Raw genomic sequence first — 25,831 nt, forward strand, 5'->3', positions numbered from 1 at the left:
GTCACACCCGGTCCGCTGCCACCACCGCGACCCGCGTCTCGTCGCCGACGAGTGCCTTGAGATCACCGGGATCGGACGTCGCGATCACCACCGGCCCCGCCTCGGCCAGTGCCGTGGCAACCAGGATCGCGTCGACGGCCTGCCCGGAGCCGAGGCGCGCCGCCCCGATCAACTGGCCGGCCCGTTCGCCGACCGCACGACTCACAGGTTCGACAACGATCCCGGCCAGCACCCGATACACCGCTGCATCCCGGCGCTCACCGCGCAGGGCCTCGGCCAGGATCGCCGCCGACGTGAGCACACGTCGGCCATCGGCGTGCGCAGCGTACAGCCGCACGTACATGGAACGGTCCGTCGCAGCCCGGGACAGGCCTTCGTTGTCGAGGACAAGGGTCCCCTGGGCCGACGTACGTACGCGCTTTCGAGGGCTCACGACTGCGGCCACTCCGCCCGGCCACGAGCGAGCTCGTCGTCCGTCACCGGACCATGCGTTTCCGCCAGCTCGTGCAGAAGGTCACCGAGCCGATCGTGTTCCAGTTGCCTGACCAGTGCTTGAGTTACGTACGCGGACACGTTGCCGCGGCCGGCCCGGGAGCGCAGTTCCTCGGCCAGGTCGGTCGGAATGGTCACGGACAGCTTGTCCGTGTGGGCAGGCCCGCTCATGCCTCGATCCTACTCCTGGTGGGATTGGGGAATCCAGCTACTGCGGACCGTCCAGAAGGGCGCGGAGGGCTTCGCGGTGGGCGGTGTAGGCGCGTTCGCCGGCCTTTGTCATCCGGTACGTCGTGGTGGCGCCGCGGCCGTGGCCGGACTTGGTGGTGGTGATGTAGCCGGCGGTCTCCAGGGCGGACATGTGTTTGGAGAGGTCGGAGTCCGCGAGCTCCAGGTAGTCCTTGAGGAAGCGGAACGTGACGGTGGTCGCGTTCGCCAGGACCGCCATCGCGGCCAGGCGTTTCGGGGCGTGGATGATCGGGTCGAGTCCGTCGATCACCCGAGACGCTCCCGGACCTTTGCGGCAGCGACCGCGTACCGGCGTTCGTAGTACCAGATCCCGGCCGTCACCAGCACGAACGCGCTCACCGCGGCCGCCGGTACGCCGGCCACCCACCAGATCGCGGCGACGACCACGACAACCACGACGACGCCGGCGAAGTACCCCTTCCAGATCCGCCCGATCTCGCGCGGCGGCTTGCCCCGCCCGGGGAACGGCATCGCGCCGTGGCGGCGCTGCATCCACACCAGGAACGCGATCTCCAGCCCGATCAGCACCACCAGCGCCGGAAAGAACAGCGCCGCGCTGTCCCGCCACCACGTGAACACGCCGATCAACGCGGCCACCCAGAGCCCGATCACCGGCGCGTACCACCCCGGCGTCTTCGGATAACTCACGTACGGCGCCGCCTCGGCCCGCTCGATGATCCGCAGCTGCTCCTCCGCATCACTTTCCATACCAGAAAGCTACCCGATCACTTTCCACTTCCGCAAGTGGAAAGTTCCGGGACCGGTGCGGGGTTACCGTGGGCTGCGGCTGCGCATTCGGCCGCAAGGGTCGTCAACGACTGGGGATGGTGGGGTTGATGAGGAGACTTGTCGCGCTCATGGGGCTGGTGGCGCTGGTTGTCGCAGGTGCTGCGAATCAGGCCTCGACTCCGACGGCCGCCGAGCCTGGATGCGTGATTATGGCGCAGTGGTGCTGACGGGCCGCTGAATCCCGCGGCGCCCGGGGAGGCGGCAGTGACCGCTCGCCGGGAAATGCGTGTGCGGTCGGGTCCTTCGGCTGGCAGGCTGCGCGGGTGGATGTTGCCGAGGTGCTGCGGGAGCACTGGGATCTGAAGGTTTCCGGGCTGGAGGTGCTGACCGGGGGGATGAACTCGGCCACCTGGTTGGCGAGCTGTGGTGCGGATCGGGTTGTGTTGAAGGCGGTCGGTGTCGACGACGAGTCGTTCGGGCCGGGGCTGGAGGTGGCGCGGCGGTTGGACGACGCGGGCGTGACGACCGGGCGGCCGCGGGCGAGCAAGCGCGGGCGGTTGGTGGAGCTGGTCGACGGGCGGCAGGTCGCCGTACTGGAGTATGTCGACGGGGCTGAGCTGGTGCCTTCGGATCAGGTTGAGATCGGGGATGTGCTGGGGCGGGTGCATTCAGCGGCGCCGCTCGAATCCGGGGAGACCGCTGATTGGCTGCGGTTCCTGCTGCCGTTCGAGGACTCGCTGGACCTCGAGCCGTGGATTCGGCCGGCCGTCTCGGCCGCGATCGCGGACGCGGTTGCGCTGGGGCCGGTCTCGTGGGCGTGGCTGCACGGGGACCCCGCCGCGGAGGCGTTCCGCCGGCAGGCAGACGGGCGGGTCGGGTTGATCGACTGGGGGAGCGCGATGCGCGGCCCGATCCTGTACGACGTGGCGTCGGCGGCGATGTATGTCGGCCGCGGAGTCGTACCCGCTTACCTGGCCCGCCGCCCTGACCTGACGGAGGAGGTCCGGGACGGCCTGGACGTCTACCTCCGCGTCCGGTACGCCGTACAGGCCGGCTACTTCGCCTGGCGGATCACCACCAACCTCCTCACCGGCATCTCCGGCCCCGCGGACAACCAGAAGGGCCTAGCCGACGCCCGCCGCTCCTTCGGCCTGTAGATCCCGCAGCACCGCGGCTTCGGTGGCCACCCAGGTCTTGAAGAGGTAGCGGTGGGGGACGACCGGGGTGATCGCCGCGATCACGTCCGGCTTGTCGTCGACGAAGTACGTGATGCCGAGGTCGGCACAGTGGATCGCCTTCTCCGGGCGACGGAGGCAGAAGCGGACGTGCGCCGGTGGGATGCCCGTGCGCTCGAAGAAGCGGTGATGCAGCAACCAATCCACCGACCGCCGCTGGATCCGCGGCCCACACTTCGACACCAACCACGTCTCGCTGAAGAGCGGCACGAGTCGCGCGATCGCCTCGAAAGCGCCTGGTACGGCGGGTGTGCGCAGCATCGCGGCGGTGTCGCCGGAGAAGAACGACGTGTCACCCGCGTCGGACCCGCCGGCGATGATCACCCGGCCGATGTCGATTCCCAATCTGTTCATGCTTCCAGCGTCGAGGTCTGAGTTATCCAGCAGAACTAGTTCTTATCGACATAGCTATAGTTTTCAGTGATGGAGTTGATCGCGGAGGATCTGCAGGCATTCGCGGTGTTCGCGCGGCACCGGAACTTCACACGTGCCGCCGAGGAGCTGCATGTGAGCCAGCCCGCGCTGCACACCCGCATCCGCAAGCTGGAGACGCGGCTCGGTTCGCGGTTGTACGAGAAGCAGGGCCGGCAGTTGCTGCTGACCGGCGCGGGCGAACGGCTGGCCGCCTTCGCCAATGACACGCGGGATCGGACGGCCGACTTCCTGCGGACGCTCGACGCCGCGCCACCGCGGCCGCTCGTGCTGGTCGCCGGCTCCGGTGCCTACCTGTATCTGCTCGGCGACTCGCTCAGGCGCGTGCTCGGCCGGGGGCTCGAGCTCCGGCTGCGCACCGCCGACGCCGCCGGGACCCTGGCCGCGGTCCGGGGCGGCGAGGCGGACGTCGGCGTCACCGCGCTCGGCGTGCCGCCGGACGACCTCGACTGCGAACTCCTCGCGCAGGTCCCGCAGACGCTCATCGTCCGCAACGACCACCGCCTCGCGGGCCGCCGTACCGTCCGTCTGAGGGACCTCCAGGACGAGGCCCTCGTCGTACCGCCCAAGGACCGCCCCCATCGGCAGCAACTGGAGCGCAGCATGCTCGACCACGGCATCCGTTGGTCCGTCGCCGTGGAAGCGGAAGGGTGGGAACTGCTGGTCCACTTCGTGCGTCTCGGTATCGGACCCGCCGTCGTCAACGGTTCGGTCCGTACGACGACCGCCGTCCGGAAGATCCCGGTGAAGGACCTGCCGCCGATCAGGTACTACGTGATCACCAGATCAACCCGCGACGCCCGGGTGGACACGCTGAGGAGGGCACTGCGATGAGCCGGGACAGCCGCGCCATCTCCAAACTCCTCCGCCACACGGCAGGTGAACGCCACCTCACGATGAGTACGGACGGTTGGACCGCGATCACCGACGTACTACGGATCCTCGAACTGACCCGTGAGCGCCTGGACGTCGCCGTACGGGAGAACGACAAGCAGCGGCTGCAGGTCGACGGCGAGCGGATCCGTGCGTGCCAGGGGCATTCGCTTGCCGGGATGCCGGTCACACGTGAAGCGTTGGAGAACAGTTGGGAACGGGTTCATCCCGAGGGCCTGCTCTGGCACGGGACCACTCGCGCCGCGCTGCCTGCAATTCGGCAGGAGGGTCTCAAACCGGGAAGGCGTACACACGTGCATCTGGCCGCGGCGAAGGACAGTCGGGTGGGGCGGAGGACGAGCGTAGAAGTCTTGCTGGGTGTGGATCCGGGGAATCTGGAGGTCTGTCGGGCGCCCAACGGAGTGTTACTGACGCGGGAGGTACCTCCGGATGCGATTGTTAGGTGTGACGCGGTCCACTGAGCCCGGTGGTCTGGGGGCTAGGCTCGGGAGCGATTCGTCATCGAGAACTTGGGAGTCAATGTGGCCACCATCGAGGCCGTCGGCGCGCGCGAGATCCTCGACTCGCGCGGCAACCCCACTGTCGAGGTCGAGGTTCTGCTCGACGACGACACCATCGCCCGCGCGGCCGTCCCGTCGGGCGCGTCCACCGGCCAGTTCGAGGCCGTGGAACTGCGCGACGGCGACAAGGAGCGGTACGGCGGCAAGGGCGTACAGAAGGCCGTCACCGCGATCCTCGAGGACATCGACAAGGAGATCGTCGGGTACGACGTCCACGAGCAGCGGCTGATCGACCAGGCGCTGCTCGACCTGGACGGCACCCCGAACAAGGCCAAGCTCGGCGCGAACGCGATCCTCGGCGTCAGCCTCGCGGTCGCGAAGGCCGCCGCGGACAGCTCCGGCCTGCCGCTGTTCCGCTACGTCGGCGGCCCGAACGCGCACGTCCTGCCGGTGCCGATGATGAACATCCTGAACGGCGGCGCGCACGCGGACAGCAACGTCGACGTGCAGGAGTTCATGATCGCCCCGATCGGCGCCGCGACGTACGGCGAGGCGCTGATGCAGGGTGCGACCGTCTACCACGCGCTGAAGGCGGTGCTGAAGGAGCGCGGCCTGTCCACCGGCCTCGGCGACGAGGGCGGCTTCGCGCCGAATCTGGACAGCAACCGGGCCGCCCTGGACCTGATCGCGGTCGCGGTCGAGAAGGCCGGCCTGCAGCTCGGCAAGGACATCGCGCTGGCGATGGACGTGGCCGCGAGCGAGTTCTACACCGAGGGCGTGTACGCGTTCGAGGGCGGCAAGAAGTCCGCCGACGAGATGATCGCGTACTACGCGGACCTGGTCTCGGCGTACCCGATCGTCTCGATCGAGGACCCGCTGAACGAGGAGGACTGGGACGGCTGGAAGGCCATCACCGGTGAGCTCGGCGGCAAGATCCAGATCGTCGGCGACGACCTGTTCGTCACCAACGTCGAGCGGCTGCAGCGCGGCATCACCGAGAAGTCCGCGAACAGCCTGCTGGTCAAGGTGAACCAGATCGGCTCGCTGACCGAGACCCTGGACGCCGTCGACCTGGCGCACCGCAACGGTTTCACCTGCATGATGAGCCACCGTTCGGGCGAGACCGAGGACACCACGATCGCCGACCTCGCGGTGGCGACCAACTGCGGCCAGATCAAGTCCGGCGCCCCGGCCCGGTCCGACCGCACCGCGAAGTACAACCAGCTGCTCCGGATCGAGGAGGAGCTCGACGACGCGGCGACGTACGCCGGTCGCTCGGCCTTCCCGCGGTTCCAGGGCTGATCTCAGGAGGTTTGCCGTATGCCGTCCCGTCGGGAAAGTGGTGCACGACCCGGCTCGCGTCCGTCGAGCCGGACCCAGTCGCGTCCACCGGCCCGGCGGGGCGACCAGCCGAAACGCCGTACGGCGGGGACCACGGCGGAGCCGTCGCGGACCCGCGGGTCGCGCAACCTGACCGGCCGGGCGGCCGTCGTACTGCTGGTGCTGGGCGCGCTGATCGTGTCGTACGCGCAGAGCCTGCGGGTGTGGTTCGACCAGCATCAGCAGATCAGCGCGCTGAACCAGCAGATCCGCGACCGGGAGAAGCGCGTCGGCGAGCTGAACGACGAGATCGCCCGCTGGCAGGACGACGCGTACGTGAAGGCGCAGGCCCGGCAGCGGCTCGGCTGGGTGATGCCGGGCGAGGTCGGGTACCGCGTGATCGGCGCGGACGGGAAGCCGGTCGGCGCCCCGCCGGAGCCGTCGACGCCCGCGGACGGTACGGCGGACGCGCAGAAGCCGACCTGGTACACCAAGCTCTGGGGGAGTGTGGAGGGCGCCGGCAACCCACCGGTACCGGCGTCACCTAAGGTGACCAAGTGAGTGTCAGTCCTTCCGACGAAGAAGCAGTCAGCAAGCAACTCGGCCGGACCGCCCGCGGTATCCGCTCGATCGCGCACCGCTGCGGCTGCGGCCTCCCCGACGTGGTCGAGACGGAGCCGCGACTGCCGGACGGTACGCCGTTTCCCACGACGTACTACGTGACCTGCCCGCGGCTCGCGTCCGCGATCGGGACCCTCGAGGCGTCCGGGCTGATGAAGGAGATGACCGACCGGCTGGCGGAGGACGAGGACCTGGCGGCCCGGTACCGCGCGGCCCACGAGTCGTACCTCGCGCACCGTGAGTCGATCGAGCACGTCGAGGAGATCGCCGGCATCACCGCCGGTGGGATGCCGACCCGCGTGAAGTGCCTGCACGTCCTGGCCGGCCACTCGCTGGCGGCCGGTCCCGGGGTCAACCCGCTGGGCGACGAGACCCTGGAAGCCCTGGAGGACTGGGGCCGCCGAGGCCCGTGTGTCTGACCCCAGGACGCCTGACGCCGGGACGCCTGCCGTCGGCGGTCCGGTGCGGGTGGCCGCTGTCGACTGCGGCACCAACTCGATCCGGCTGCTGATTGCCGACGTCGCTGACGGTCGGCTGACCGAGGTCGACCGCCGGATGACGATCGTCCGCCTCGGCCAAGGGGTGGACGCCACCGGCGCTTTCGCACCAGAAGCCCTGGCCCGCGTCTTCGCGGCCACGGAAGACTTCGCCTCCGTCATCCGTTCCAGGGCCATCAGTAGGATCCGCTTCGTCGCCACCTCCGCGGCTCGCGACGTCAGCAACCGCGACGAGTTCCTCACGGGCATCGAGCAGCGTCTCGGCGTACGTCCGGAAATCATCTCCGGAGACGAGGAAGCCGAACTCAGCTTCCGCGGCGCCACCACCGGCATCGACCTCCCCGAGCCTTACCTGGTGACCGACATCGGCGGCGGCTCCACCGAGCTGGTGCTGGGCGACAGGACCGGCGTACGGGCGGCCCAGTCCCTCGACCTCGGCTCCGTCCGCCTCACCGAGCGCCATGTCACCACCGACCCGACCGCCCCGGCGGAACTGGCCGCGATCGCGAAGGACATCGACGCGCTCCTGGACACCACCACAGTCCCGCTCCGCGAGGCCCGCGCCCTGATCGCGGTGGCCGGCACCGCCACCACCGTCGCCGCGGTAGCCCTCGATCTCCCGGAGTACGACCGCACCGCCGTACACCACGCGACCCTCACCACGGCTCAGCTCCGCGAAACAACCACCTGGCTGACCACCTCAACCCACGCCGCCCGAACCGCGGTCCCCTCGATCCACCCCGGCCGCGTAGACGTCATCGGCGCCGGCGCCCTCATCCTCCAACACCTCACCGACCGCCTCCAGGTCACCACCTTGACCGTCTCCGAACACGACATCCTCGACGGAGTCGCCCTCTCCCTCGGGTAACTCGACCAGGCCGCGGAGGGCAAGGTCCGGCCTGCCGTGCGGCCTGGCTACCGGCCGCGGATGCGGGCAGGTGACGGCACCGACAAGTTGGGCGACTCCCTCGCCGCACTGCGCGACGAGGAGCGTTGGTGACGCTCTATTACGTCGACACCTCTGCCGCTCTGAAGTTGCTGGTCGAGGAGACGCACTCCAAGGCGTTCGCGACGTTCTATGACGAGGCTGCGGGTGCCGCTTGGGTCAGCTCGGCGTTGCTGCGGATCGAGGTGATGCGGGCGGTCACACGGGTCGTCCCGGCCTTGCTACCGGATGCCCGCGACCTGCTGCTCGCGTTCGACTTCATCAGCATCGACGACGACATCGTGGATGCCGCCATGAACGAGCCGGATCGCATGCTGCGCTCGCTGGAGGCGATCCATCTGGCGACCGCTCGGGTGCTGGGTACGGACCTGACGGCGGTGGTCACGTATGACGACCGTCTTGCGGAGGCGGCGGAGGACGCCGGGTTCGAGGTTGTCAGCCCGCGCGGCTGAATGCTTTACCTGGCGCGGACGCCGTCCAGGGCTATGTTGAGGACTCGGTCGCGTTGGGGCTGGTCGACGAAGCCGGCGGCGGTGAGGCCGCTGACCATGCGGAGGAGGTCGTCGAAGGAGACGTCCGTGCGGGCCTCGCCGGACTGCTGGGCGCGTTCGAACAGCGGGGTGCCGGCGGCGTACATCGCGGCGCGGGCGGTCTTGAAGCTCTCGGACTCGCGGTTCAGCGACTCCCAGATCGCGCGCTTGGTGGCGGCGTACTCGACGAAGCGGTGCAGCCAGGTGGTGAGGGCCTCCCACGGCGGTAGGCCGGCCGCGTCCTCGGCGGCGATGCAGAGCTCCTCGATCTCGCCGAAGTACACCGCGTTCAGCAGGTCCTGACGGGTCGGGAAGTTCCGGTACAGGGTGCCGATGCCGACCCCTGCCTGCCGGGCGATGTCCTCCAGCGACGCCTCGACGCCCTTGCTCGCGAACGCGTCCCGGGCAGCGGTGAGCAGTGCGTCGAAGTTCCGCCGCGCGTCCGCCCGCTGCGGCCGCCGTACGTCGACCTGCAGCGCAGGCCGGATCTGCTCGCTCATCGGATCACCTTAACCAGCTTGGTACCGGAGGTACCCCTCCGCTATAGTGGAGGCATACCTCGACTTTATCAGGCCGAGGAACTCCGCCGCCGGATCCCGGCGAGCGACACCCCTTTGACGAAGGACTTCGGCATGCCTGAAATCAGGTCTGGCAATCCACGACTGACCCTGGCGGTTCTCGCCACGGTGGTCGCTTCGTTCTCCATGCTGCAGTCGCTGGTCAGCCCGGCACTGCCCGTCATCCAGCACGACCTGCACACCACCTCGGGCACGGTCACCTGGGTCTTCACCGCGCTCCTGCTCTCGGTCTCCGTCGCCACCCCGCTGCTCGGCCGGATCGGCGACCTGGCGGGCAAGGAGCGCACGATGTTCGTCGCACTGGCCGCGCTCGCGGTCGGTTGCCTGGTCGCGGCCCTCGCGCCGAACATCGGCGTACTGATCGCCGCCCGGATCTTCCAGGGGGTCGGCGGGGCCGTGTTCCCGTTGGCGTTCGGGATCATCCGCGACGAGTTCCCGGCCGAACGGGTGCCGTCCGTGGTCGGCGTGGTCTCGGCCGTCATCGCCGCCGGCGGCGGGCTCGGCATCGTGCTGGCCGGCCCGATCGTCGAGTGGCTCGGCTGGCGCTGGCTGTTCTGGATCCCGATGGCGGTCGTCACGGTCGCGACGGCGTTGGTACGCCGGTACGTCCCGGAGTCGCCGAACCGCGTCCCCGGGCGGATCGACTGGCTCGCCGCCGCCTTCCTGTCCGGCTGGTTGATCGCGTTGCTGCTGCCGTTGAGCACCGGGCGTACGTGGGGCTGGGGTTCGGTGCGTACGGTCGGCCTCTTCGCGCTGGCAGCCGTACTGCTGGCCGGCTGGATCGCGGTCGAACTGCGCTCGCGGAACCCGCTGATCGACATGCGGATGATGCGCCGGCCGGCGGTGTGGACGACGAACTTCGTCGCGCTGCTGTTCGGGGCCGCGATGTTCGCGGTGTACGCGTTCGTGCCGCAGTTCCTGCAGATCCCGAAGGCGGCCGGGTTCGGGTTCGGGGCGAGCGTGACCCAGGCCGGGCTGCTGATGTTGCCGATGCTGGTGACGATGGCGCTCGCCGGGTCGTTCAGCGGCCCGCTCGCGGCGCGGTTCAGCGCGAAGGCGCAGGTCGTGTCCGGGTCGTCGGTGATCCTCGTCGGGGCGCTGATGTTCGCCGGGTTCCATGACGCGCGCTGGCAGATCGCACTGTCTACGGCGCTGTTCGGCCTCGGGCTCGGCCTCGCGTACGCGGCGATGACCAGCCTGATCGTGCAGAACGTCCCGCGCGAACAGACCGGTGTGGCGACCGGCATGAACACCAACATCCGTACGATCGGCGGCTCGATCGGTACGGCGCTGGCCAGCTCGATCATCACCGGTCACCTCCAGCCGTCCGGCCTCCCGGCCGAGTCCGGCTTCACCGACACGTTCGTGCTGCTGTCGGCCTTCGCGGCGGCAGCCGTCGTACTCGCCCTGGCCATCCCCGCTCGCCAGGTCACCCGGACACCGCTGCCAGAATCCGCCCCCACGGCAGTGCACGCCCGTCGGTAGCCCGCGGTTCCAGCAGCTCCCACTCCACCAGCACCACCCCTGCCGCCCGCAACGTCGCGAGATGCCCGGCCCACGCCGGGTGTCGCGCCTCGCCGGGGCGGCGGGGATGAGAGCGCACCGGGAACTGCGTCAGCCGTTCAAGCTCCCACCGCTCGGCCGGCGCGAGCCACTCGGCCGCCGTTGGGGTGAGGGTGATCGCGACCTGGTGGCCGCGGTGCAGCAGCGGTACGACGAGGCCCTCGCGCAACTGCTCCACCCCGCCGGCGGCGGAGGCGACGACTCCTATCGTGCTCATGTCTCTAGTGTGGAGGGATGAAGCTGCGGCATCCGTTGACGGGGGAGTTGTTCGAGAGTCCGGTGCCGGCGGGGACGGGCTGGCCGGAGGACCCGGCTGAAAGAGAAACTCCGGTCGCGCGGGACGCCCGGGAAGTGGTCGAGCTGGCGGGGACGGGAGAGTTGCGGGAGCTGGAGGCGCGGGTTTCCGTGTGCAAGGCCTGTCCGCGGTTGGTGGAGTGGCGGGAGGACGTTGCCGTCAGCAAGCGGAAGTCGTTCGCGGACCAGCCGTACTGGGGCCGCCCGATCCCGGGCTGGGGCGTGCCGGACCCGAAGATCCTGCTCGTCGGCCTCGCCCCGGCCGCGAACGGCGGGAACCGGACCGGCCGCGTCTTCACCGGTGACCGGTCCGGCGACTGGCTGTTCGCCGGCCTCTACCGCGTCGGTCTCGCCAGCCAACCCACCAGCGAGCACGCGGGCGACGGCCTGCACCTGTTCGGCACCCGGATGATCGCCGCCGTCCGCTGCGCCCCGCCCGCCAACAAGCCGACCCCGGCCGAACGCGACACCTGCGCCCCCTGGTACCGCCGCGAGCTCGAACTCGTCCTCCCCAGCACGCGGGCGATCGTCTGCCTCGGCAAGTTCGCGTACGACGCCCTGCTCACCGCCCTGGTCGCCCTCGGAGCCGACGTACCGCGTCCTCGCCCGAAGTTCGGGCATGCCGTGGAGTACCGGATCCCCACGCCGTACGGCGAGGTCACCGTGCTCGGCTGCTTCCACCCGAGTCAGCAGAACACGTTCACCGGCAAGCTCACCGAGGAGATGCTCGACGCGGTACTGATCCGCGCCAAGGAGTTGTCCACAGGCGGGCCGAACGGGAGTTGACCATGCCCCCCGCCGTAATGGAGGCTCTTCACCATGCGAACGGGCGCTTATGAGTCGTGACAACCTGCCCGAGCAGTCTCGGGGCTTTCCGGCCGCGCAACGACCCGCGGGTGGCGGCGTCGAGCGCTCGACGGGCGGACCGGCGATGGCCGGCGCGCACGAGGCCAAGCAGCTGGGCTGGAAGGTGCGACCGGACCGGTTCCACTACTGGGCCGAGCTGTCCAACAGCGTGAAGGCGCACGTCGAGCGCCAGGTCGGGCCGGCGGTCGAGTGGTGGGCCGACTGGGACGACCGTGACCGCGACCGTCCGTACGCCGTGGTCCTCGGCCCGAAAGGGCTGGCCGTCACCACTCCGAAGGTGAACCAGCACGGGCAGCGGACGCAGAGCGTGCACGTCGACGCGTTCGTGCTGTCGAGCCTGAAGCATGCCGTCGTGCAGCAGCACGCGACGCCGCCGCGCTCCGGTCTGCGTTCGCTCATGTCGCGCGGCGGTCCTCAGCAGCCGCCGCCGGCCGCGCCGCAGCTCGCGCTCACCGAGAAGATGCGCGGCGTGCTCGGCAACCTGCCGCTGGAGGCGCAGCAGCGCCTGCAGACGCCGTTCCTCGGTTCGCAGGCGATCAAGCACTACAAGATGTACTACTTCGGCGGCGACGAAGAGCTCGACCTGTGGATGTACCTGGCCGGCGACCGGACGGTCACGTTCGTCAGCGGCCACCGGACCCTGCCGGCCGGCGCCGCCCCGCAGCAGGCGGCGTGGCGACTGGTCTGCTACCAGGCGGACGTCGCTCGATGAGCGGGGCCCGGGACTTTCGGGACCTCGACGGAGCCGATCCCTGGAAGTTGCTCGGCGTACGCCGGGACGCGGACGCCGACGAGATCCGCCGCAGCTACCGCAAGCTGTCCCGCACCACGCACGCCGACGTCGGAGGCAACTCGGCCGAGCAGGCGAAGCTGAACCGCGCGTACGAGGTGCTGTCCGACCCGGTCCGCCGCTCCGACTACCTGAGCCTGCTGAACGGCCCACCGAAGCCGCCCGAGCAGCCGGAGCCGGACGAGCCCGCCGAGGACCAGTTCGAGTGGTCCTCCGGCCCGTACACCCAGCAGACGCAGACGCCCCCGCGCCAACCGGGCCCGCAGTACCAGGACCCGTACACCGCGCCGACCTACCAGGATCCCTACACCGCGCCGCAGTACCGGGACCCGCACACGGCGCCGCAGTACCGGGATCCTCACACGGCGCCGCAGTACCGGGATCCTCACACGGCGCCGACGTACCGTGGCCCCTACGCGGACCCGTCCCGGAGCGGTCAGAAGCCAGGCGTGAACCGGTTCGCGATCGCCGCGCTGCCCACCGTGCTGATCTGCATGCCGATCTCGATCGGCCTCGCCATTCGGGCGCTGCGCACCATCCGCCGAACCGGCGAGCGCGGCAAGATGCTCGCCTGGCTCGCGCTGCTCCTCGACGCGCTCGTCATCGCGTACTACCTGGGTGTGTTCAGGAAGTAGCCGACCACAGTGCCCGGGACGGGATTCGAACCCGTACGCCTGTGAGGGCCAGGAGGTTTAAGCTCCCTGCGTCTGCCGTTCCGCCACCCGGGCTCCGGGGACGAGAGTACGTTACTGGTACGTCTTCCGCGGGTACACGGCGTGCGCCCCGGCGACCCGGTCGAGGAACAGTTTTCCGGCGCAGTGGTCGATCTCGTGCTGCAGGGCGCGGGCCTCGAACGCGTCGGTGGTGATCGTGACCTGTTCCGTCGTACCGGGCAGGATCCCGGTGACCGTCAGCCGGGTCGCGCGTTTCACGTCGCCGGTGAAGTCCGGCACCGACATGCAGCCCTCGCGGGCCTTCTCGTTGCGGGAGGCCTCGACGACGACCGCGTTGCAGAGCACGAAGACGCCGTGGCAGGTGCGCGTCTTCGGGTGCCCGGTGACGTCCAGCGAGAACATCTGCGCCGCGACGCCGACCTGCGGCGCGGCCAGGCCGACGCAGCCGGGGGAGACGCGCATCGTCGCGACCAGGTCCGCGGCGAGCTGGATCATCTCCGGGTCGAGCGGGTCCACCGGCGCGCTCTCGGTCGCCAGCACCGGATGCGGGGCGCGGACGACGTCGAGGATCGCGCCCTCGACGTCCAGCCGGGCGGGGGACCAGTCGGTGATCACAGGTCGTCGCTCTCGGCCGGTCGCAGCGTGACGCCGACCCCGAGCTCCTCGGCGGTGATCTCGAGCGCCCGGTTCAGCATCTCCAGCTCGGCCGCCGGCGGCAGCTCGACCTCGGCGGTCAGCACGTACAGCCCGCCGCTCAGCCGGGTCGACATGTCGGTCACGGTGCCGCCCGCGGAGGCGATCATCCGGGTCACCGCGGCCACGATCCCCGGCCGGTCCGCGCCGTGCACGCTGAGCATGTACGGCGCCCCGAGCGGCGCGTGCTCGTGCTCCGGGCCCATCTTCCGGACCGTGATCACGAGCTCGCCGCGCAACGGCTCGAGCGCCGACCTCACCTCGTCGAACGGCCCGGCGCAGACGATCATCATCGCGAAGTGACCGCGCAGCAGCGTCATGGTCGAGTCCTCGAGGTTGACCCCGGTACCGACCAGGGCCTCGGTGACGTCCGCGATGATGCCCGGGCGGTCCGGGCCGATGACGGTGACAGCGAGCTGACTCATGCCCGGAAACCTACCGGTCGACCTAAGTACCCCCGGCAGTGACTTCGGTATCCGGACAGCCGCCGAAGCCGTGGAGAACGCTTACACACCGCTACATTCGTCCTATGGGCCCGAAGCGCAGCACCCGCGACTGGATCGTGGACAGTGTCGCGTTCGTGGTCGCGGTCCTGATCGCGCTGTTCACCTACAGCGACGGCGAGTCCGACCCGGTGCCGCGGCTGCTGCTCGCGTTCGACTTCTGGACCGGGATGGTGCTGTGCCTGACGCTCTGGTTCCGCCGCCGGTGGCCGGTGCAGCTCGCGTTGATCGCGTGCCTGCTGTCGACGTACTCCGACTCGGCGGCCGGCCCGACGCTGGCGCTGATCATGACCGTCGCCGTCCACAAACCGTGGCGTACGTCGGTGTGGGTCTTCGCGGCGAACTTCGCCGCCACCGTCGTCTACGCCCGGGTCCGGCACGTCCAGGACTGGAAGACGCTGCTCGTCATCGCCGCGATCCTGTACGTCGCCGTCGCGGGCTGGGGGCAGTACATCCGCTCCCGCCGGCAACTCCTGCAGACGTTGCGGGACCGGGCCGACCGCGCCGAGACGGTGGCGAAACTGCAGGCGGAGCAGGCGCAGCTCCGGGCGCGGGAGGAGATCGCCCGCGAGATGCACGACGTACTCGGGCATCGGTTGTCGCTGCTGAGCGTGCATGCCGGCGCGCTGGCGTACCGGCCGGACGCGTCCACGGCGGAGGTCGCCGGCGCCGCGGAGATCATCCGCGCCAGCGCTCACCAGGCGCTGCAGGACCTCCGCGAGGTGATCGGCGTACTGCGGGCGCCGGTCGGGGAGCTGCCGCAGCCCGCGTTCGCGGACCTGCCCGAGCTGGTGGAGGGGTCCCGCGCGGCGGGGATCCCGGTCGAGCTGACGCTGGACGCGGACGGGCCGATGCCCGAGCACGTCGGGCGTACGGCGTACCGGATCGTCCAGGAGGGACTGACGAACGCGGTGAAACACGCTCCCGGTGAACCCGTGACGATCAGTGTGGTCGGTGCCCCGGGCAACGGCCTGTCGGTCGAACTGCGCAACCCGGCCCCGCACCGCCGCCGCGGCGACGGCCAGGGCCTCAAGGGCCTCACCGAACGCGCCGCCCTCGTCGACGGCCACCTCGAACACGGCCGCACCCCCGACGGCGACTTCCGCCTGCACGCCTGGCTACCGTGGCCCGCATGACCATTCGGGTATTGATCGTCGACGACGATCCGCTGCTGCGGGCCGGGCTGAAGTTGATGCTCGGTGGCGCCGAAGAGATTCGGGTGGTCGGCGAGGCGGGGGACGGGTCCGGGGTGCAGGGGCTGATCGACCGGCTGGCGCCGGACGTGATCCTGATGGACATCCGGATGCCCGGCACCGACGGCCTCACCGCGACCGAGGCGGTACGCCGGCGTCCCGGCGCGCCCGAGGTCGTCATCCTGACCACCTTCGACGCCGACGAGCACGTACTGCGGGCGCTCCGCGCCGGCGCCGCCGGGTTCATCCTGAAGGACACCCCGCCCGCCGAGATCGTCGAGTCGGTACGCCGGATCGCGGCCGGCCAGCCCGTCCTGTCGCCGGCCGTCACGCAACGGCTGATCACCCGCGTCGCGGACTCCGGCCAGGACAGCCGCAGGTCCAAGGCCGCCGCCCGGCTCGCCGGGCTGAACGACCGGGAACGTGAGATCGCCGTCGCGGTCGGCGAGGGCAAGTCGAACGCCGAGATCAGCGCGTCGCTCTACCTCAGCGTCCCGACCGTGAAGACGCACGTGTCCCGCATCCTCACCAAGCTCGACCTGAACAACCGCGTCCAGATCGCCCTCCTGGTGCACGACGCCGGTCTCCTCCACGAATGAAGGAGGCCGGGCCTCCGGCGAGTTGGAGGCCCGGCCCGATCTAGGTGGTGCTGCTACGACTGCGTCGCCCGGCGGAACTCCTCGTTCGGGGTCTGCAGGCTGCCCAGGCTGGTCACCTCGCGCCGGAAGAACAGCGCCAGCGTCCAGTCCAGGATCACCCGGGCCTTCCGGTTCAGGGTAGGCACACGGGACACGTGGTACGTCCGGTGCAGGAACCAGGCCAGCCAGCCCTTCACCTTCACGCCGTACAGCTGGGCGACGCCCTTGTGCAGGCCGAGGCTCGCGACCGAGCCGACGTACTTGTGCTTGTAGTCCTGCGGCGGCTGCCCGTCGACGACCCGGAGGATGTTCGCCGCGAGGCGGTTGGCCTGCCGGACGGCGTGCTGCGCGTTCGGGGCGCAGTACGCACCGGTCTCGCTCGTCAGGTCCGGTACGGCGGCGTTGTCGCCGGCGGTCCAGGCGTCCTCGAGGCCCTCGATCCGGAGGTTTGCCAGGGTCTTGATCCGGCCCTTCTCGTCCAGCGGGAAGTCCGTCGCGGCGAGCGCCGGGTTGGCCTTCACGCCGGCCGTCCAGACGATCGTGTCGGCGTCGAACTCGTCGCCGTCGCTGAGGATCACGCGGCCCTTCTCGCAGGACTCCAGCCGGGTCTCCAGCCGGATGTCCATGTTCCGCTTGCGGAGCTGGTCCACGGTGTACTTGCCGAGGTCCTCGCCGACCTCCGGGAGGATCCGGTTGGTGGCCTCGACCAGGACCCAGTGCATGTCCTCGGGCTTGATGTTGTCGTAGTACCGGGTGGCGTAGCGGGCCATGTCCTCGAGCTCGGCGAACGCCTCCACGCCGGCGTACCCGCCGCCGACGAAGACGAACGTGAGCGCGGACTTGCGCAGCGCGGGGTCGGGCTGGGACGACGCGACGTCGAGCCGGTCCAGCACCTTGTTGCGCAGGGCAATGGCCTCTTCGACGTTCTTGAAACCGGTCGCCTCCTCGGCCAGGCCGGGGATCGGCAGCGTCCGGGCGATCGAGCCGAGCGCGACCACGATCTGGTCGTAGGCGAGCTCGTACTCCGGGCCCTCCTCGGGCATGACCCGGGCGACCTTGTGCGCGTGGTCGATGCCGGTCACCCGGCCGGTCACCACCCGGCAGCCCTTGAGGGTCTTGCGCAGCGGCACCACGACGTGCCGCGGCTCCACCGATCCGGCCGCGGCTTCCGGCAGGAACGGCTGGTAGGTCATCACCGACCGCGGGTCGACCACCGTCACGCGGATCCGCCCCTGACGGGCGGCGCGGCGCAGGCCGTACGCGGTGTACATCCCGACGTAACCGCCTCCGACTACGAGGATGTGCGGCACCTGGGCTGTCATTCGGTTCACTCTCCCTGAGTGGGTCTCCGACTTCATGTTCACTTCAACGCTAAACGCTCGTGAAAGATTTCACAAACCCCCTCGCGAGTGATCTCACCCACCGAACATCCCCCACCCGAGGGATCCCTTCACCCCCTCATGGTGCGGCTCCCACCCCCACGCCCACCACCCCCGCCCGACAACGGCTCGCTTACTCCGTGGGCCCCTCGAGTGCCAACCGGTACCCACTAGGCGTCCGCAACAACAGCCGCCGATAGGTCCAGTCCGCCGCCGGCGCCTGCTGGATGCCGAAGTGCACCGTGTCGGTGCCGAACGCGATGAAGTCCGGGTACTCCGGTCCCTCGTAGATCACGGGTAGGCCGAGCTTCTCGTAGAACGCCCGCTCGGCGGTGAGGTCGGAGACGTTGAGGACAGGTGCGAGACGGGTGAACAGCGCGTCGGAGGTCACCTGTCCCAGCTTGGGCTATGCGCCGGCGAGGCGGTAGACGGAGATGTGGGAGGGGGAGTCGGCGGTGAAGGGGGTGTTGGACCAGTCGGCGTGGCGGGATTCGAGGGTGAAGCCGGCGAGTTGGGCCATCAGGTCGAGTTCGGCGGGCCAGATGTAGCGGTGCGGGGTGCGGCCGAGTGTGGCCTCGGTGCCTTCGCCGAAGTGGAAGTGGTGGGAGACGACGTGTTGCCGCAGTACGTCGTACGTGTCCAGCAGGATGTAGCCGGGGTCCGCGATGCCCACCGTGGCGGGGATGCCCGGTGGGAGGCGGCGGAGTTCGGGAACCCAGAGTTCGATCACGAAGCGGCCGCCGGGGGAGAGGTGCCGGGCGGCGTTCCGGAAGCAGGCGACCTGCTCCTCCTGGGTGAGCAGGTTCGAGATCGTGTTGTACACCAGGTAGACGAGCGTGAACTCGCCCGGCGCCCGCGTCGTCGCCATGTCGCCGACCGCGACCGGGATGGACCCGTTCTTGGCCCGCAACTGGTCGAGCATCGCCGTCGACAGCTCGATCCCACTCACCGGGACACCGAGCTCAGCCAGTGGTACGGCGACCCGCCCGGTGCCGATCGCGAACTCGAGCGCACGGCCGCCCGCCGCCAGCTCCTTCAACCGGTCGACGGTCGGTCCGATCACGTCCGCCGCGAACATCCCGGTGTCCGGCGTGTCGTACCTGGCCGCGACGTCCGCGTTCCAGAGCCGGTTCTGCTCCACGCCCTTCGTCCAGCGCAGGACGTCCTCGGCACCTTCCTCGCCGACCTTGACGAAGCCGAGGCGTTCGTACAGGCGGCGCGCATTCGGGTTGTCGCGTTCGACGGAGAGCTGCAGCGGTACGCCGCGACGTACGGCGTCCTCCTGCAGCGTGGTGATGATCGCCGTACCGATCCCGCGGTTCTGGACGTCCGGGTGCAGCTGGATCCCGTTCAGTTCAACCACTTCCGGCGTACGACTGACCCGCAGCCGCCCGGCGGGCCGCTCGTCCACCTCGACGACGTACAGCTCCGTCCCCGGGTCCTCGATCGACTCGAGCGTCCACTCGGCGAACCCCTGCCGCCACTCCAGCTCGTCGAACCCGTCGCCCAGCCGCCCCTGGGCCCGCGTGGCGCTCAGCACCACCTCAGCCAGGAACCCCGCATCGGACGCCACCGCAGCACGAAGTCGGTACATGTCCCGCAACCTACGCAGCCCCTGAGCCGGCAGCCACCGGTTATTCGCCGACCGAACCACGACAGATGTAACAGACTCCTGTGAGAACTGTTGATCCGGGGCGGGGGTGTGCGCGTCAATAGGGGTGTGGAGAACTACCGCGCCCCGGTCCTGACCGCTTCGCTGCTGGCGCCGCCGGCGGTTTGTGCGTTGCTGATCCCGTTCCGGGAACATTTCGACAACGCGAACGCCGCGCTGGTGCTGGTCGTCGTGATCGTCGCGGTCGCGGTGTTCGGCATCCGGCTGGCCGGGGTGCTCGCGGCGGTGTCGAGCGCGGTGTGGTTCGACTTCTTCCTGACGGTTCCGTACGACAGCTTCACGATCAACAGCAGCAACGACGTGGAACAGGCGATCCTGCTGCTGGTGATCGGTATCGCGGTCACCCAGATCGCGATCTGGGGCCGTCGGCAACAAGCGAAGGCGTCCCGGCGGCGCGGGTACCTGGACGGCGTGATCACCACCTCCCAGGCGGTCGCGACCGGCGCCTCCGCCGACGACCTGATCGAACAGGTCCGCGCGGAACTCACCGCCGTACTGGGCATCGACGGCGTCAAGTTCGTTGCCGGAAGCAAGCAGACGGCAGGCCCGCGGCTGAACCCGGACGGCTCGGTCACCCGCGGCTCCCACGTCCTCAAGGTGGAACGCGACGGCCTCCCCACGAACGCCGAGATCGAACTCCCCGTCCAGCACGCCGGCGTCCCCCGCGGCCGCTTCCTCCTCACCGCCGCCACCCGCATCGCCCGCCCGGACCTCGAACAGCGCCTGGTGGCCGTAGCCCTCGCCGACCAGGTAGGCGCCGCCCTCACCACCCAGGAACCCGCCCGCCCGCACGTCTGAATTCCATCAACACCCGATACAACCCCTGGATTTACAGGGGTTTCGGTTGGGAAACATCAGGGTGGATTCTCAGATTGTGTTCAGGATGGGGTCGTAGGATCTTGATACGGCCCCGGATGTGGGTCATCAGGAGGAAACATGCAGAGCAGTAACCCGGTGCTGAACCGGTCGAGTGCGTTCGCGCCTGGCCACGGGCAGGCCTATCCGGGGGCCGCTCCGTACGGTCAGCAGGCTCCCAACGGCTACGGGTACGGCGGGTCGGGGATGCCCCCGCAGCAGTACCAGGGGGCTCCGGCCGCCAGCCGGCCGATGACATTGGACGACGTGATCGTGAAGACCGCGATCACCCTGGGCGTTGTCGTGGCGGCGGCCGCGGTCGCGTGGTGGATGGTCCCGGCGACGCTGGTCACGCCGGCGTTCCTGGCCGGGATGCTGGTCGCGTTCGCGATCGCGATGGTGCTGTCGTTCTCCCGCAAGGTGAACCCGGCGCTCGTGATGGTGTACGCCGCCGCCGAGGGCGTGTTCCTCGGAATCGGCAGCAAGTTCATCGCCCACTGGGTCGGTGACTCCGGCATCATCGTGCAGGCGGTGCTGGCCACGATGGTGACGGCCGGACTCACGCTGGCGACGTACAAGTACTTCGCGATCAAGGTCACGCCGAAGTTCACCAAGATGGTGGTCATCGGCACGATGGGCTTCGCCGGCGTGCTGCTGATCAACCTGCTGCTGAGCCTGTTCGGCGTCAGCACCGGGATCGGCGGGATGGGCCCGATGGGGCTGTTGTTCGCCGCGATCGGCGCGGGCCTCGCGGTGTTCAACCTGATCCTCGACTTCGACCTGGTCGAGCAGGGCATCCGTCAGGGCGCCCCGCAGAACGAGGCCTGGCGGGCGGCGTTCGCGCTGACCGTCACGCTGGTCTGGCTGTACTGGAACATCCTGCGCATCCTCGCCATCCTGCGCGGCGGCGACTGATCCAGCTGACACGACGGAAGGGCCGGTCCAGGTGGGCCGGCCCTTTCGTCGTTCTCACCCTGCGTACTGCGTGTACAGCGCCGTCGTGTCCTCCGCGAGCCGTCGGGTGCCGTCGAGCAACCACCCGGACGGCAGCGTTCCGACGAACCGCCGCGCGTCCCGCAGGTGGTGCGGAACGGCCCCGTGGACGTCGGCAGCCGCGCGCGCCATCGACGTCAGCACCAGCTCGACCGCCCGCGGCCGCAGCGACTCGATCGTGATCCGCTCGACGTCCGGCGACAGCCCCCGCAGTTGCCAGCCGGCGATCCGGCGCATCGGATCCGGCCCGCGCAGCGTCCCGAGGATCCGCCCGTACAGCAGATCGTCCGGCTGCAGCCCGACGTCCACGTAGTCGGCGGTCGGCGGACCGACGACCTTCACCTCGCGGGCAACGTCGTCACCGACCGCGACTATCCGCGGATGCCCGAGCGACCCGGTCCCGGCCTGCCGGCGGTGCCACGACGCGTCCGGGACGTTCACGGCCTTCCGTACGGCGGCCGGCAACGTCGACGGGTCCGCGGCCGCCGCCTCCCGGAGCTTCCCGTAGTACCGCGCCGCACTCGGCGGCTTCGGCACCAGCGCCCGCAGGTGCTTCGCGCCGGAGTCGGCCAGATCGACGGCCCGCCCCGGCTTCGCCGTCGACCACGCGTCCAGCAGCACCCGGCAGATCCGCTTCGGGCTGATCGCCACCTCCGGCGTCAGTACGGCGGACACCGCGAGCCGGAGCAGGTCGATCGTCGGCGGCCCCCACGCCAGCTCGTCCAAGTCGTTCACGCCCCACCGCCGTACGCCGCGGTGATCGCGCCAGGTCCCGAAGTTCTCCACGTGCAGGTCCCCGACCGCCGGCACCTGCGGGCCCTTCAGCAGATCAGGCGTCAGTACGGCGACCCGCTGCAGCCACAGGTAGTACGTCCCGCGCAGGAACCGCAGCGGATCACCCGCCAGCTCGTGATGCTTGAGCGCCAGATCCTCCGGTACGAGGGGAATCCTGTCCGCCAGCCACTTCTCGTACGCGGCCGTCTCGGCCTGTACCGTCATTTCGTCGCCACCAATCCACGCCGTACGGCGATCCCGCCCGCGACCGCGCTGACCGCGATCGTGACGAGTGCGCCGAGGATCAACGCGGACGGCTCACCCGGCTGGAGCACGTGCAGCGACGTACCGACCGTCGCCGCCGCGACCGGGACACCGAGCTGTGCCGCCGCGAGTGCGCCGATGCTCAGCGGCTGCCGGGTGAGTTTCCCGGACAGGTGGCTGAGGACGGCGCCGGCACCGAGCGCGGCGCCGAGACCGATGAACGCCGGCTTGGTGCCGAGTTCGCGCAGGTCGAGCGACGCACCGAGCCAGACGAAGAAGACCGGGCCGAGGAACCCCTCGGTCAGCGCGAACAGCTGCCGCGCGAGCCGTCGTGGCTCGCCGACCGCCGCCACCGCGAGCCCGAGCACGAACCCGGCCAGCATGATCGACACGTGCGTCGCGGTCGCCAGCCCGGCCAGCGCGAACAGCACCATCAGGCTGATCCGCAGCTCGGCCGCGAACCGCCGCTCCTCCGACACGTCGTGCAGGCGGTGCCGGGCGCCGGACTGTTCGGCCTTGTTCAGGCCGAAGAACACCACCACGCCCGCCGCGATCACCGCGAGCGCGCCGAGCGCGGCCCGGCCGGCGTGCGGCGGGTCGATCGCGAGCGGCAGCGCCACGATGCAGGCGGCGTCCGCGATCGCGACCTGCGGGAGCAGCTCGACCACCGACCGCCCGCCGAGCCCGAGCGAGTCGACGATCGGCAGCACCAGCGCCGCCGACGAGGACGACATCAGTACGGCGTACAGCGGCACGTGGCCGGTGTGGAAGATCGCGTTCAGCCCGAACGCGAGCGCGGTCGCGACGACCCCGGTGCCGACCGCGCGGAGCAGACCGGGCCGGATCGCCCGCCGCAGGCTGTCGTCCCGGACCGGGACATGGGTGCCGGCCACGAACATCACCAGCCCGAACCCGATGTCTGCGAGGAACGTGAAGCTCGGGTCGGCGGCCTTCAGGTAGCCGATCCCGGTCTTGCCGAGGAGCACGCCCGCGGCCAGCTCGCCGAGCACGACCGGGATGTGCCAGCCGCGCCGCAGCGCGAGCAGCGGACCGGCCAGTCCGACCGCGACGACCACCGCCAGCATGGTGAAGCTCACCGAGCGCTCCTTTCCCCAGAGCGTCATTGTGCCCCCGGGAAGCTGAGGAACAGCGACGGCGTTCCGGACGCGGGTCGTCCGGTTCCGGTTCTACCGTGGTCGCATGCAGACTGCCTGGTACGACGCTCCCTCACACACGGCCGGCGCCGCCCTGGCGGCCGCCGTGAAGGACGCCGACGTGCGGGCGACCGGCGTACTGGTCCGCGCCGACGACCTGTCCCCGGCCTCGGCGGCGGCCCGGAAGCTCGGGCTGACCGAGGGTACGGCCCGCACGCTCTCCGCCTCGATCGAAGCGGCTGACCCGCCCACGATCCAGGCCTTCTGGGACCAGGTCGTTGGCGCCCCGCTCTTCCCCGTACGCCGCCTCGACGAGCCGCGACCGCTCCGGAACCGCATCCACGTCGACGTGGTCCGCCCGTCCGACGAAGCACTCCGCGCCCGCGGCGACCGCGAGCCGTCAGGCCCGTACGGGGTGATGCTGGCCGACGACGAGGGCAACGAGGTCGACCTGGTCCCGGGCGACCTCGTCCCCGGGACCACCGACTGGTACGCGTTGTTCAGCCCGATGGTGCACTACCCGAACGCGCCGGCCGGGTTCGTCACCGCGGTCGCCGAGCTGGCCGACGCCGCGGGCATCCCGCTCCGACTCGACGTACGGACGGAAGGCCTCACGATCGCGGGCCGGAAGGACGCGTGGGAGACCGATCCGGGGTTCGTCGTACTCGCCCGGCAGATCGAGGGTGCGGCCAAGGATCTCGGGCTGCGGCCGGATCCGGCGTCGTTGCGGTTCGTACAGTTCGGCATCGACGCGTCGGACGTGCCGGCGGTACGGGCGTTCTGGGCCGGCTTCCTCGGCTACGAGTTCGACAGCAGGACGGACATCACCGACATCTACGATCCGCGCGACCTCAACCCGGTGCTGTTCTTCCAGCAACTACAGGAGCCACGGCCGCAACGGAACCGGATCAGATTCGAGCTGACCGGCCGCAATCCCTTGCTGGTAACGGATCCGGAGGGCAACGAGATCCTCGCCGGAACGTGAAAGACCTGCCCCTCCACCTGAAAGGGCAGGCCTTCGAGTTGTCTCCTTTGCGGCTCAGCCCATTCGCCGGTGCGCCTTGACCAGGTCGAACTCGTGGACGATGGCGGTCGCGTGCCCATGCGCGAGCGCGTACTCGCTGGAGAGCCATCGAACTCTGTCGTCGAAGCGCAGGAACGACGGTCCGTCGTTCATCAGCTGGAACCACTCGGTCATAGCGCGTCCGGTGCATCTGGGCACGGCCTCCACCAAACGCTGATGCGTCTCCTCGGAGTGGTTCAAGCCCATCTTCGCCTCCCGTCATCGGGGTACCGCGTGGTTATCGACTGTGCACCACCCGGCCGCCCGGAGGCAAGACTCCCGACATGAAAGTCGCCGCTCAGCGGACGCACAACCTCAACAACTATTGACCGACGGGCACGGTTTCCGGATTTTCCGCGGCACTTTCCGCCGCGGTCTCCTCGACCCGGTCGACCTCGGCCTTCGGGTGCCGGCGGCGGTGCCGCAGGGCCGCCCAGCGGCCGCGTGGTCCGCGCTCCCGGCCGGCCACCTCGGTGGCCGCGACCTCGGTGCCGGCCCGGCGGGCGGCCTGGACCGCGGCCTGCGCGATCGGCAGGATCGCCTCGCCGCGGAACGGCTCCGGGTGCACGAACGACTCCGGCCCGACCCCCATCGCGGCCGCCACCGACGGCAGCAGTGCGGCGGACGCGGCGGCGTACCCGGTGGCCGACGGGTGGAAGTTGTCCCGGCCCCACATCGACGGATCGGTGCGGAACACCTCGCCGAGCAGCGAGCCCAGCGACACCGACCGGCCGCCGGCCTCGACGACCGCGATCGTCTGGGCCGCGGCGAGCCGGTGGCTCCACGAGCGGGCGACCCAGCGCAGCGGCGGCACGATCGGCGGGACCACGCCCAGGTCCGGGCAGGTTCCGACGACGACCTCGCAGTTCGCGGCGCGCAACCGGCGTACGGCAGTGGACAGCAAGCGGACGGACGTCGACGGCGGCATCTTGGCCTTCACGTCGTTCGCCCCGATCAGGATCACCGCGACGTGCGGCCCGGCCTGCAGCGCGGTGTCCACCTGCGCGGCCAGGTCGGTCGACTTCGCGCCGGTCTTCGACACGTCGACCAGCCGCACCGGTCGCTCGGCGAGGTCCGCCAGCCCGGAGGCGATCAGCACCCCGGGCGTCTCCTGCGGCGAGTCGGTGCCGTAGCCCGCGGCACTCGAGTCGCCGAGCATGGCGAACGTGATCGGATGTCCTGGATACCGGCCGTACAGACCGTTGCCCGGAGTCGGGTAGTAGCGCATCGGTCCGATCACGCGCTTCGCGTACTCGGCCTCAGCGGTGAGTACGCCGTACAGCGTGGCACCGATGAGTCCGAGACCCCCACCCCCGAAGGCTGCGGCCTGGGCCAGCTTCTTGGCTGCCCCAGCTTTGCTCATGTCACAAGGATTACACGCTGTTATCGCGACGCAAGTGAAAATAGGGCAAAGCGTCCTGTATCACTACAGTAAAGAT

The 25,831-nt window shown here is 69.9% G+C and carries 33 protein-coding genes and 1 tRNA gene; 17 read left to right on the top strand and 17 right to left on the bottom strand.

What is annotated here, in order from left to right:
• Position 1: 1 nt before the first annotated feature.
• From ACQHIV_RS38720 to ACQHIV_RS38735, 4 genes are read right to left on the bottom strand one after another with little or no spacing between them, the layout of a single operon-like run.
• Complete coding sequence (locus ACQHIV_RS38720; RefSeq protein ID WP_427889303.1) at positions 2-433, bottom strand: type II toxin-antitoxin system VapC family toxin; 432 nt, start codon at positions 431-433, stop codon at positions 2-4.
• The gene (locus tag ACQHIV_RS38725; protein ID WP_427889304.1) at positions 430-663 is read right to left on the bottom strand and encodes a hypothetical protein; all 234 of its coding nucleotides are present in this window, start codon (positions 661-663) and stop codon (positions 430-432) included. The genes ACQHIV_RS38720 and ACQHIV_RS38725 overlap by 4 nt, the downstream gene beginning before the upstream one ends.
• Before the next feature lie 37 nt (positions 664-700).
• Positions 701-991 (bottom strand): transcriptional regulator, encoded by a 291-nt coding sequence (locus ACQHIV_RS38730; RefSeq protein ID WP_427889305.1) that lies wholly within the window; start codon positions 989-991, stop codon positions 701-703.
• Positions 988-1,449 (bottom strand): hypothetical protein, encoded by a 462-nt coding sequence (locus tag ACQHIV_RS38735; RefSeq protein WP_427889306.1) that lies wholly within the window; start codon positions 1,447-1,449, stop codon positions 988-990. The genes ACQHIV_RS38730 and ACQHIV_RS38735 overlap by 4 nt, the downstream gene beginning before the upstream one ends.
• A gap of 344 nt (positions 1,450-1,793) precedes the next feature.
• Here ACQHIV_RS38735 and ACQHIV_RS38740 point away from each other — a divergent pair, with 344 nt between their 5' ends.
• Positions 1,794-2,627: a phosphotransferase enzyme family protein gene (locus tag ACQHIV_RS38740; protein ID WP_427889307.1), complete on the top strand. Its 834-nt coding sequence runs from the start codon at positions 1,794-1,796 to the stop codon at positions 2,625-2,627.
• On the opposite strand, the gene ACQHIV_RS38745 is transcribed toward ACQHIV_RS38740, so the two are convergent.
• On the bottom strand, positions 2,595-3,059 hold the full coding sequence (locus ACQHIV_RS38745; RefSeq protein WP_427889308.1) for a hypothetical protein: 465 nt from the start codon (positions 3,057-3,059) through the stop codon (positions 2,595-2,597). The two genes, ACQHIV_RS38740 and ACQHIV_RS38745, sit on opposite strands and share 33 nt — an antisense overlap.
• A 69-nt stretch (positions 3,060-3,128) precedes the next feature.
• On the opposite strand from ACQHIV_RS38745, the gene ACQHIV_RS38750 reads away from it, so the two are divergent.
• The 7 genes from ACQHIV_RS38750 to ACQHIV_RS38780 all read left to right on the top strand — a co-directional run bounded on the left by ACQHIV_RS38750 (position 3,129) and on the right by ACQHIV_RS38780 (position 8,367).
• Positions 3,129-3,971, top strand: a complete 843-nt coding sequence (locus ACQHIV_RS38750; RefSeq protein WP_427889309.1) for a LysR family transcriptional regulator — start codon at positions 3,129-3,131, stop codon at positions 3,969-3,971.
• The gene (locus tag ACQHIV_RS38755) at positions 3,968-4,492 is read left to right on the top strand and encodes an RNA 2'-phosphotransferase (protein WP_427889310.1); all 525 of its coding nucleotides are present in this window, start codon (positions 3,968-3,970) and stop codon (positions 4,490-4,492) included. The genes ACQHIV_RS38750 and ACQHIV_RS38755 overlap by 4 nt, the downstream gene beginning before the upstream one ends.
• Before the next feature lie 60 nt (positions 4,493-4,552).
• Complete coding sequence (gene eno, locus ACQHIV_RS38760; protein WP_427889311.1) at positions 4,553-5,833, top strand: phosphopyruvate hydratase; 1,281 nt, start codon at positions 4,553-4,555, stop codon at positions 5,831-5,833.
• 18 nt (positions 5,834-5,851) lie between these two features.
• Positions 5,852-6,412: an FtsB family cell division protein gene (locus ACQHIV_RS38765; RefSeq protein ID WP_427889312.1), complete on the top strand. Its 561-nt coding sequence runs from the start codon at positions 5,852-5,854 to the stop codon at positions 6,410-6,412.
• Positions 6,409-6,891 (top strand): DUF501 domain-containing protein, encoded by a 483-nt coding sequence (locus tag ACQHIV_RS38770; protein WP_427889313.1) that lies wholly within the window; start codon positions 6,409-6,411, stop codon positions 6,889-6,891. The genes ACQHIV_RS38765 and ACQHIV_RS38770 overlap by 4 nt, the downstream gene beginning before the upstream one ends.
• A complete protein-coding gene (locus ACQHIV_RS38775) occupies positions 6,884-7,837 on the top strand; it encodes an exopolyphosphatase (protein ID WP_427889314.1) in 954 nt (317 codons plus the stop codon). Before ACQHIV_RS38770 ends, ACQHIV_RS38775 begins: the two co-directional genes overlap by 8 nt.
• A 128-nt stretch (positions 7,838-7,965) precedes the next feature.
• A complete protein-coding gene (locus ACQHIV_RS38780; protein WP_427889315.1) occupies positions 7,966-8,367 on the top strand; it encodes a type II toxin-antitoxin system VapC family toxin in 402 nt (133 codons plus the stop codon).
• 5 nt (positions 8,368-8,372) lie between these two features.
• On the opposite strand, the gene ACQHIV_RS38785 is transcribed toward ACQHIV_RS38780, so the two are convergent.
• Positions 8,373-8,945, bottom strand: a complete 573-nt coding sequence (locus ACQHIV_RS38785) for a TetR/AcrR family transcriptional regulator (protein ID WP_427889316.1) — start codon at positions 8,943-8,945, stop codon at positions 8,373-8,375.
• A 132-nt stretch (positions 8,946-9,077) separates the two neighbouring features.
• Between ACQHIV_RS38785 and ACQHIV_RS38790 the strand changes: the two genes are divergently transcribed.
• Entirely contained in the window at positions 9,078-10,508 is a 1,431-nt protein-coding gene (locus tag ACQHIV_RS38790; RefSeq protein ID WP_427889317.1) for an MFS transporter, read from the top strand.
• Here the strand turns inward: ACQHIV_RS38790 and ACQHIV_RS38795 are convergent.
• A complete protein-coding gene (locus ACQHIV_RS38795) occupies positions 10,453-10,803 on the bottom strand; it encodes a hypothetical protein (RefSeq protein ID WP_427889318.1) in 351 nt (116 codons plus the stop codon). The genes ACQHIV_RS38790 and ACQHIV_RS38795 overlap by 56 nt on opposite strands.
• Before the next feature lie 17 nt (positions 10,804-10,820).
• Between ACQHIV_RS38795 and ACQHIV_RS38800 the strand changes: the two genes are divergently transcribed.
• Genes ACQHIV_RS38800 through ACQHIV_RS38810 form a run of 3 tightly spaced genes read left to right on the top strand, consistent with a single transcriptional unit; the run spans position 10,821 to position 13,172 of the window.
• Positions 10,821-11,666 (top strand): uracil-DNA glycosylase, encoded by an 846-nt coding sequence (locus ACQHIV_RS38800; RefSeq protein WP_427889319.1) that lies wholly within the window; start codon positions 10,821-10,823, stop codon positions 11,664-11,666.
• Between the two features lie 49 nt (positions 11,667-11,715).
• A complete protein-coding gene (locus tag ACQHIV_RS38805; RefSeq protein WP_427889320.1) occupies positions 11,716-12,459 on the top strand; it encodes a hypothetical protein in 744 nt (247 codons plus the stop codon).
• Positions 12,456-13,172 (top strand): DnaJ domain-containing protein, encoded by a 717-nt coding sequence (locus tag ACQHIV_RS38810; RefSeq protein ID WP_427889321.1) that lies wholly within the window; start codon positions 12,456-12,458, stop codon positions 13,170-13,172. Before ACQHIV_RS38805 ends, ACQHIV_RS38810 begins: the two co-directional genes overlap by 4 nt.
• 10 nt (positions 13,173-13,182) lie before the next feature.
• Here the strand turns inward: ACQHIV_RS38810 and ACQHIV_RS38815 are convergent.
• The 3 genes from ACQHIV_RS38815 to ACQHIV_RS38825 form a co-directional block, all read right to left on the bottom strand.
• Positions 13,183-13,265 (bottom strand) — tRNA-Leu (locus ACQHIV_RS38815).
• 18 nt (positions 13,266-13,283) lie between these two features.
• On the bottom strand, positions 13,284-13,826 hold the full coding sequence (gene def / locus ACQHIV_RS38820; RefSeq protein WP_427889322.1) for a peptide deformylase: 543 nt from the start codon (positions 13,824-13,826) through the stop codon (positions 13,284-13,286).
• Entirely contained in the window at positions 13,823-14,329 is a 507-nt protein-coding gene (locus ACQHIV_RS38825; RefSeq protein WP_427889323.1) for a glycine cleavage system protein R, read from the bottom strand. Before ACQHIV_RS38825 ends, def begins: the two co-directional genes overlap by 4 nt.
• Positions 14,330-14,433: 104 nt before the next feature.
• On the opposite strand from ACQHIV_RS38825, the gene ACQHIV_RS38830 reads away from it, so the two are divergent.
• Together ACQHIV_RS38830 and ACQHIV_RS38835 are read left to right on the top strand one after the other, a co-directional pair.
• Positions 14,434-15,543, top strand: a complete 1,110-nt coding sequence (locus tag ACQHIV_RS38830; protein ID WP_427889324.1) for a sensor histidine kinase — start codon at positions 14,434-14,436, stop codon at positions 15,541-15,543.
• On the top strand, positions 15,540-16,199 hold the full coding sequence (locus ACQHIV_RS38835) for a response regulator (protein ID WP_427889325.1): 660 nt from the start codon (positions 15,540-15,542) through the stop codon (positions 16,197-16,199). The genes ACQHIV_RS38830 and ACQHIV_RS38835 overlap by 4 nt, the downstream gene beginning before the upstream one ends.
• Positions 16,200-16,252: 53 nt before the next feature.
• Here ACQHIV_RS38835 and ACQHIV_RS38840 read toward each other — a convergent pair whose 3' ends face one another.
• The 3 genes from ACQHIV_RS38840 to ACQHIV_RS38850 all read right to left on the bottom strand — a co-directional run bounded on the left by ACQHIV_RS38840 (position 16,253) and on the right by ACQHIV_RS38850 (position 19,211).
• A complete protein-coding gene (locus ACQHIV_RS38840; RefSeq protein ID WP_427889326.1) occupies positions 16,253-17,560 on the bottom strand; it encodes an NAD(P)/FAD-dependent oxidoreductase in 1,308 nt (435 codons plus the stop codon).
• Positions 17,561-17,750: 190 nt separating this feature from the next.
• Positions 17,751-18,008 (bottom strand): hypothetical protein, encoded by a 258-nt coding sequence (locus ACQHIV_RS38845; protein ID WP_427889327.1) that lies wholly within the window; start codon positions 18,006-18,008, stop codon positions 17,751-17,753.
• Between the two features lie 15 nt (positions 18,009-18,023).
• Positions 18,024-19,211 carry a GNAT family N-acetyltransferase gene (locus tag ACQHIV_RS38850; RefSeq protein ID WP_427889328.1) on the bottom strand — a complete coding sequence of 396 codons (1,188 nt, stop codon included), beginning with the start codon at positions 19,209-19,211 and terminating at the stop codon, positions 18,024-18,026.
• A 126-nt stretch (positions 19,212-19,337) separates the two neighbouring features.
• On the opposite strand from ACQHIV_RS38850, the gene ACQHIV_RS38855 reads away from it, so the two are divergent.
• Positions 19,338-20,087 carry a DUF4118 domain-containing protein gene (locus tag ACQHIV_RS38855; protein ID WP_427889329.1) on the top strand — a complete coding sequence of 250 codons (750 nt, stop codon included), beginning with the start codon at positions 19,338-19,340 and terminating at the stop codon, positions 20,085-20,087.
• A 138-nt stretch (positions 20,088-20,225) separates the two neighbouring features.
• Positions 20,226-21,059, top strand: coding sequence for a Bax inhibitor-1/YccA family protein (locus tag ACQHIV_RS38860; protein ID WP_427889330.1), 834 nt, complete (start codon positions 20,226-20,228; stop codon positions 21,057-21,059).
• 54 nt (positions 21,060-21,113) lie between these two features.
• On the opposite strand, the gene ACQHIV_RS38865 is transcribed toward ACQHIV_RS38860, so the two are convergent.
• The gene (locus ACQHIV_RS38865; protein WP_427889331.1) at positions 21,114-22,136 is read right to left on the bottom strand and encodes a DUF2252 family protein; all 1,023 of its coding nucleotides are present in this window, start codon (positions 22,134-22,136) and stop codon (positions 21,114-21,116) included.
• Positions 22,133-23,272, bottom strand: a complete 1,140-nt coding sequence (locus tag ACQHIV_RS38870; RefSeq protein ID WP_427889332.1) for a cation:proton antiporter — start codon at positions 23,270-23,272, stop codon at positions 22,133-22,135. Before ACQHIV_RS38870 ends, ACQHIV_RS38865 begins: the two co-directional genes overlap by 4 nt.
• A 103-nt stretch (positions 23,273-23,375) precedes the next feature.
• Between ACQHIV_RS38870 and ACQHIV_RS38875 the strand changes: the two genes are divergently transcribed.
• Positions 23,376-24,314 carry a VOC family protein gene (locus ACQHIV_RS38875; protein ID WP_427889333.1) on the top strand — a complete coding sequence of 313 codons (939 nt, stop codon included), beginning with the start codon at positions 23,376-23,378 and terminating at the stop codon, positions 24,312-24,314.
• 54 nt (positions 24,315-24,368) lie between these two features.
• On the opposite strand, the gene ACQHIV_RS38880 is transcribed toward ACQHIV_RS38875, so the two are convergent.
• Together ACQHIV_RS38880 and ACQHIV_RS38885 are read right to left on the bottom strand one after the other, a co-directional pair.
• On the bottom strand, positions 24,369-24,599 hold the full coding sequence (locus ACQHIV_RS38880) for a DUF4287 domain-containing protein (RefSeq protein WP_380193634.1): 231 nt from the start codon (positions 24,597-24,599) through the stop codon (positions 24,369-24,371).
• A 115-nt stretch (positions 24,600-24,714) separates the two neighbouring features.
• Positions 24,715-25,755: an SGNH/GDSL hydrolase family protein gene (locus ACQHIV_RS38885; protein WP_427889334.1), complete on the bottom strand. Its 1,041-nt coding sequence runs from the start codon at positions 25,753-25,755 to the stop codon at positions 24,715-24,717.
• Positions 25,756-25,831: the final 76 nt, after the last annotated feature.

The sequence above is a fragment of the Kribbella polygonati genome, from assembly GCF_050320105.1.
Lineage (GTDB): Bacteria > Actinomycetota > Actinomycetes > Propionibacteriales > Kribbellaceae > Kribbella.

Bases quoted from the DNA above. Each gene is read 5' to 3' on its own strand.
- ACQHIV_RS38725 (WP_427889304.1), bottom strand. From the start codon at position 663: ATGAGCGGGCCTGCCCACACGGACAAGCTGTCCGTGACCATTCCGACC.
- ACQHIV_RS38735 (WP_427889306.1), bottom strand. From the start codon at position 1,449: ATGGAAAGTGATGCGGAGGAGCAGCTGCGGATCATCGAGCGGGCCGAG.
- ACQHIV_RS38745 (WP_427889308.1), bottom strand. From the start codon at position 3,059: ATGAACAGATTGGGAATCGACATCGGCCGGGTGATCATCGCCGGCGGG.
- ACQHIV_RS38750 (WP_427889309.1), top strand. From the start codon at position 3,129: ATGGAGTTGATCGCGGAGGATCTGCAGGCATTCGCGGTGTTCGCGCGG.
- ACQHIV_RS38755 (WP_427889310.1), top strand. From the start codon at position 3,968: ATGAGCCGGGACAGCCGCGCCATCTCCAAACTCCTCCGCCACACGGCA.
- ACQHIV_RS38765 (WP_427889312.1), top strand. From the start codon at position 5,852: ATGCCGTCCCGTCGGGAAAGTGGTGCACGACCCGGCTCGCGTCCGTCG.
- ACQHIV_RS38785 (WP_427889316.1), bottom strand. From the start codon at position 8,945: ATGAGCGAGCAGATCCGGCCTGCGCTGCAGGTCGACGTACGGCGGCCG.
- ACQHIV_RS38790 (WP_427889317.1), top strand. From the start codon at position 9,078: ATGCCTGAAATCAGGTCTGGCAATCCACGACTGACCCTGGCGGTTCTC.
- ACQHIV_RS38795 (WP_427889318.1), bottom strand. From the start codon at position 10,803: ATGAGCACGATAGGAGTCGTCGCCTCCGCCGCCGGCGGGGTGGAGCAG.
- ACQHIV_RS38800 (WP_427889319.1), top strand. From the start codon at position 10,821: ATGAAGCTGCGGCATCCGTTGACGGGGGAGTTGTTCGAGAGTCCGGTG.
- ACQHIV_RS38805 (WP_427889320.1), top strand. From the start codon at position 11,716: ATGAGTCGTGACAACCTGCCCGAGCAGTCTCGGGGCTTTCCGGCCGCG.
- ACQHIV_RS38810 (WP_427889321.1), top strand. From the start codon at position 12,456: ATGAGCGGGGCCCGGGACTTTCGGGACCTCGACGGAGCCGATCCCTGG.
- ACQHIV_RS38825 (WP_427889323.1), bottom strand. From the start codon at position 14,329: ATGAGTCAGCTCGCTGTCACCGTCATCGGCCCGGACCGCCCGGGCATC.
- ACQHIV_RS38830 (WP_427889324.1), top strand. From the start codon at position 14,434: ATGGGCCCGAAGCGCAGCACCCGCGACTGGATCGTGGACAGTGTCGCG.
- ACQHIV_RS38835 (WP_427889325.1), top strand. From the start codon at position 15,540: ATGACCATTCGGGTATTGATCGTCGACGACGATCCGCTGCTGCGGGCC.
- ACQHIV_RS38840 (WP_427889326.1), bottom strand. From the start codon at position 17,560: ATGACAGCCCAGGTGCCGCACATCCTCGTAGTCGGAGGCGGTTACGTC.
- ACQHIV_RS38850 (WP_427889328.1), bottom strand. From the start codon at position 19,211: ATGTACCGACTTCGTGCTGCGGTGGCGTCCGATGCGGGGTTCCTGGCT.
- ACQHIV_RS38860 (WP_427889330.1), top strand. From the start codon at position 20,226: ATGCAGAGCAGTAACCCGGTGCTGAACCGGTCGAGTGCGTTCGCGCCT.
- ACQHIV_RS38865 (WP_427889331.1), bottom strand. From the start codon at position 22,136: ATGACGGTACAGGCCGAGACGGCCGCGTACGAGAAGTGGCTGGCGGAC.
- ACQHIV_RS38875 (WP_427889333.1), top strand. From the start codon at position 23,376: ATGCAGACTGCCTGGTACGACGCTCCCTCACACACGGCCGGCGCCGCC.
- ACQHIV_RS38880 (WP_380193634.1), bottom strand. From the start codon at position 24,599: ATGGGCTTGAACCACTCCGAGGAGACGCATCAGCGTTTGGTGGAGGCC.
- ACQHIV_RS38885 (WP_427889334.1), bottom strand. From the start codon at position 25,755: ATGAGCAAAGCTGGGGCAGCCAAGAAGCTGGCCCAGGCCGCAGCCTTC.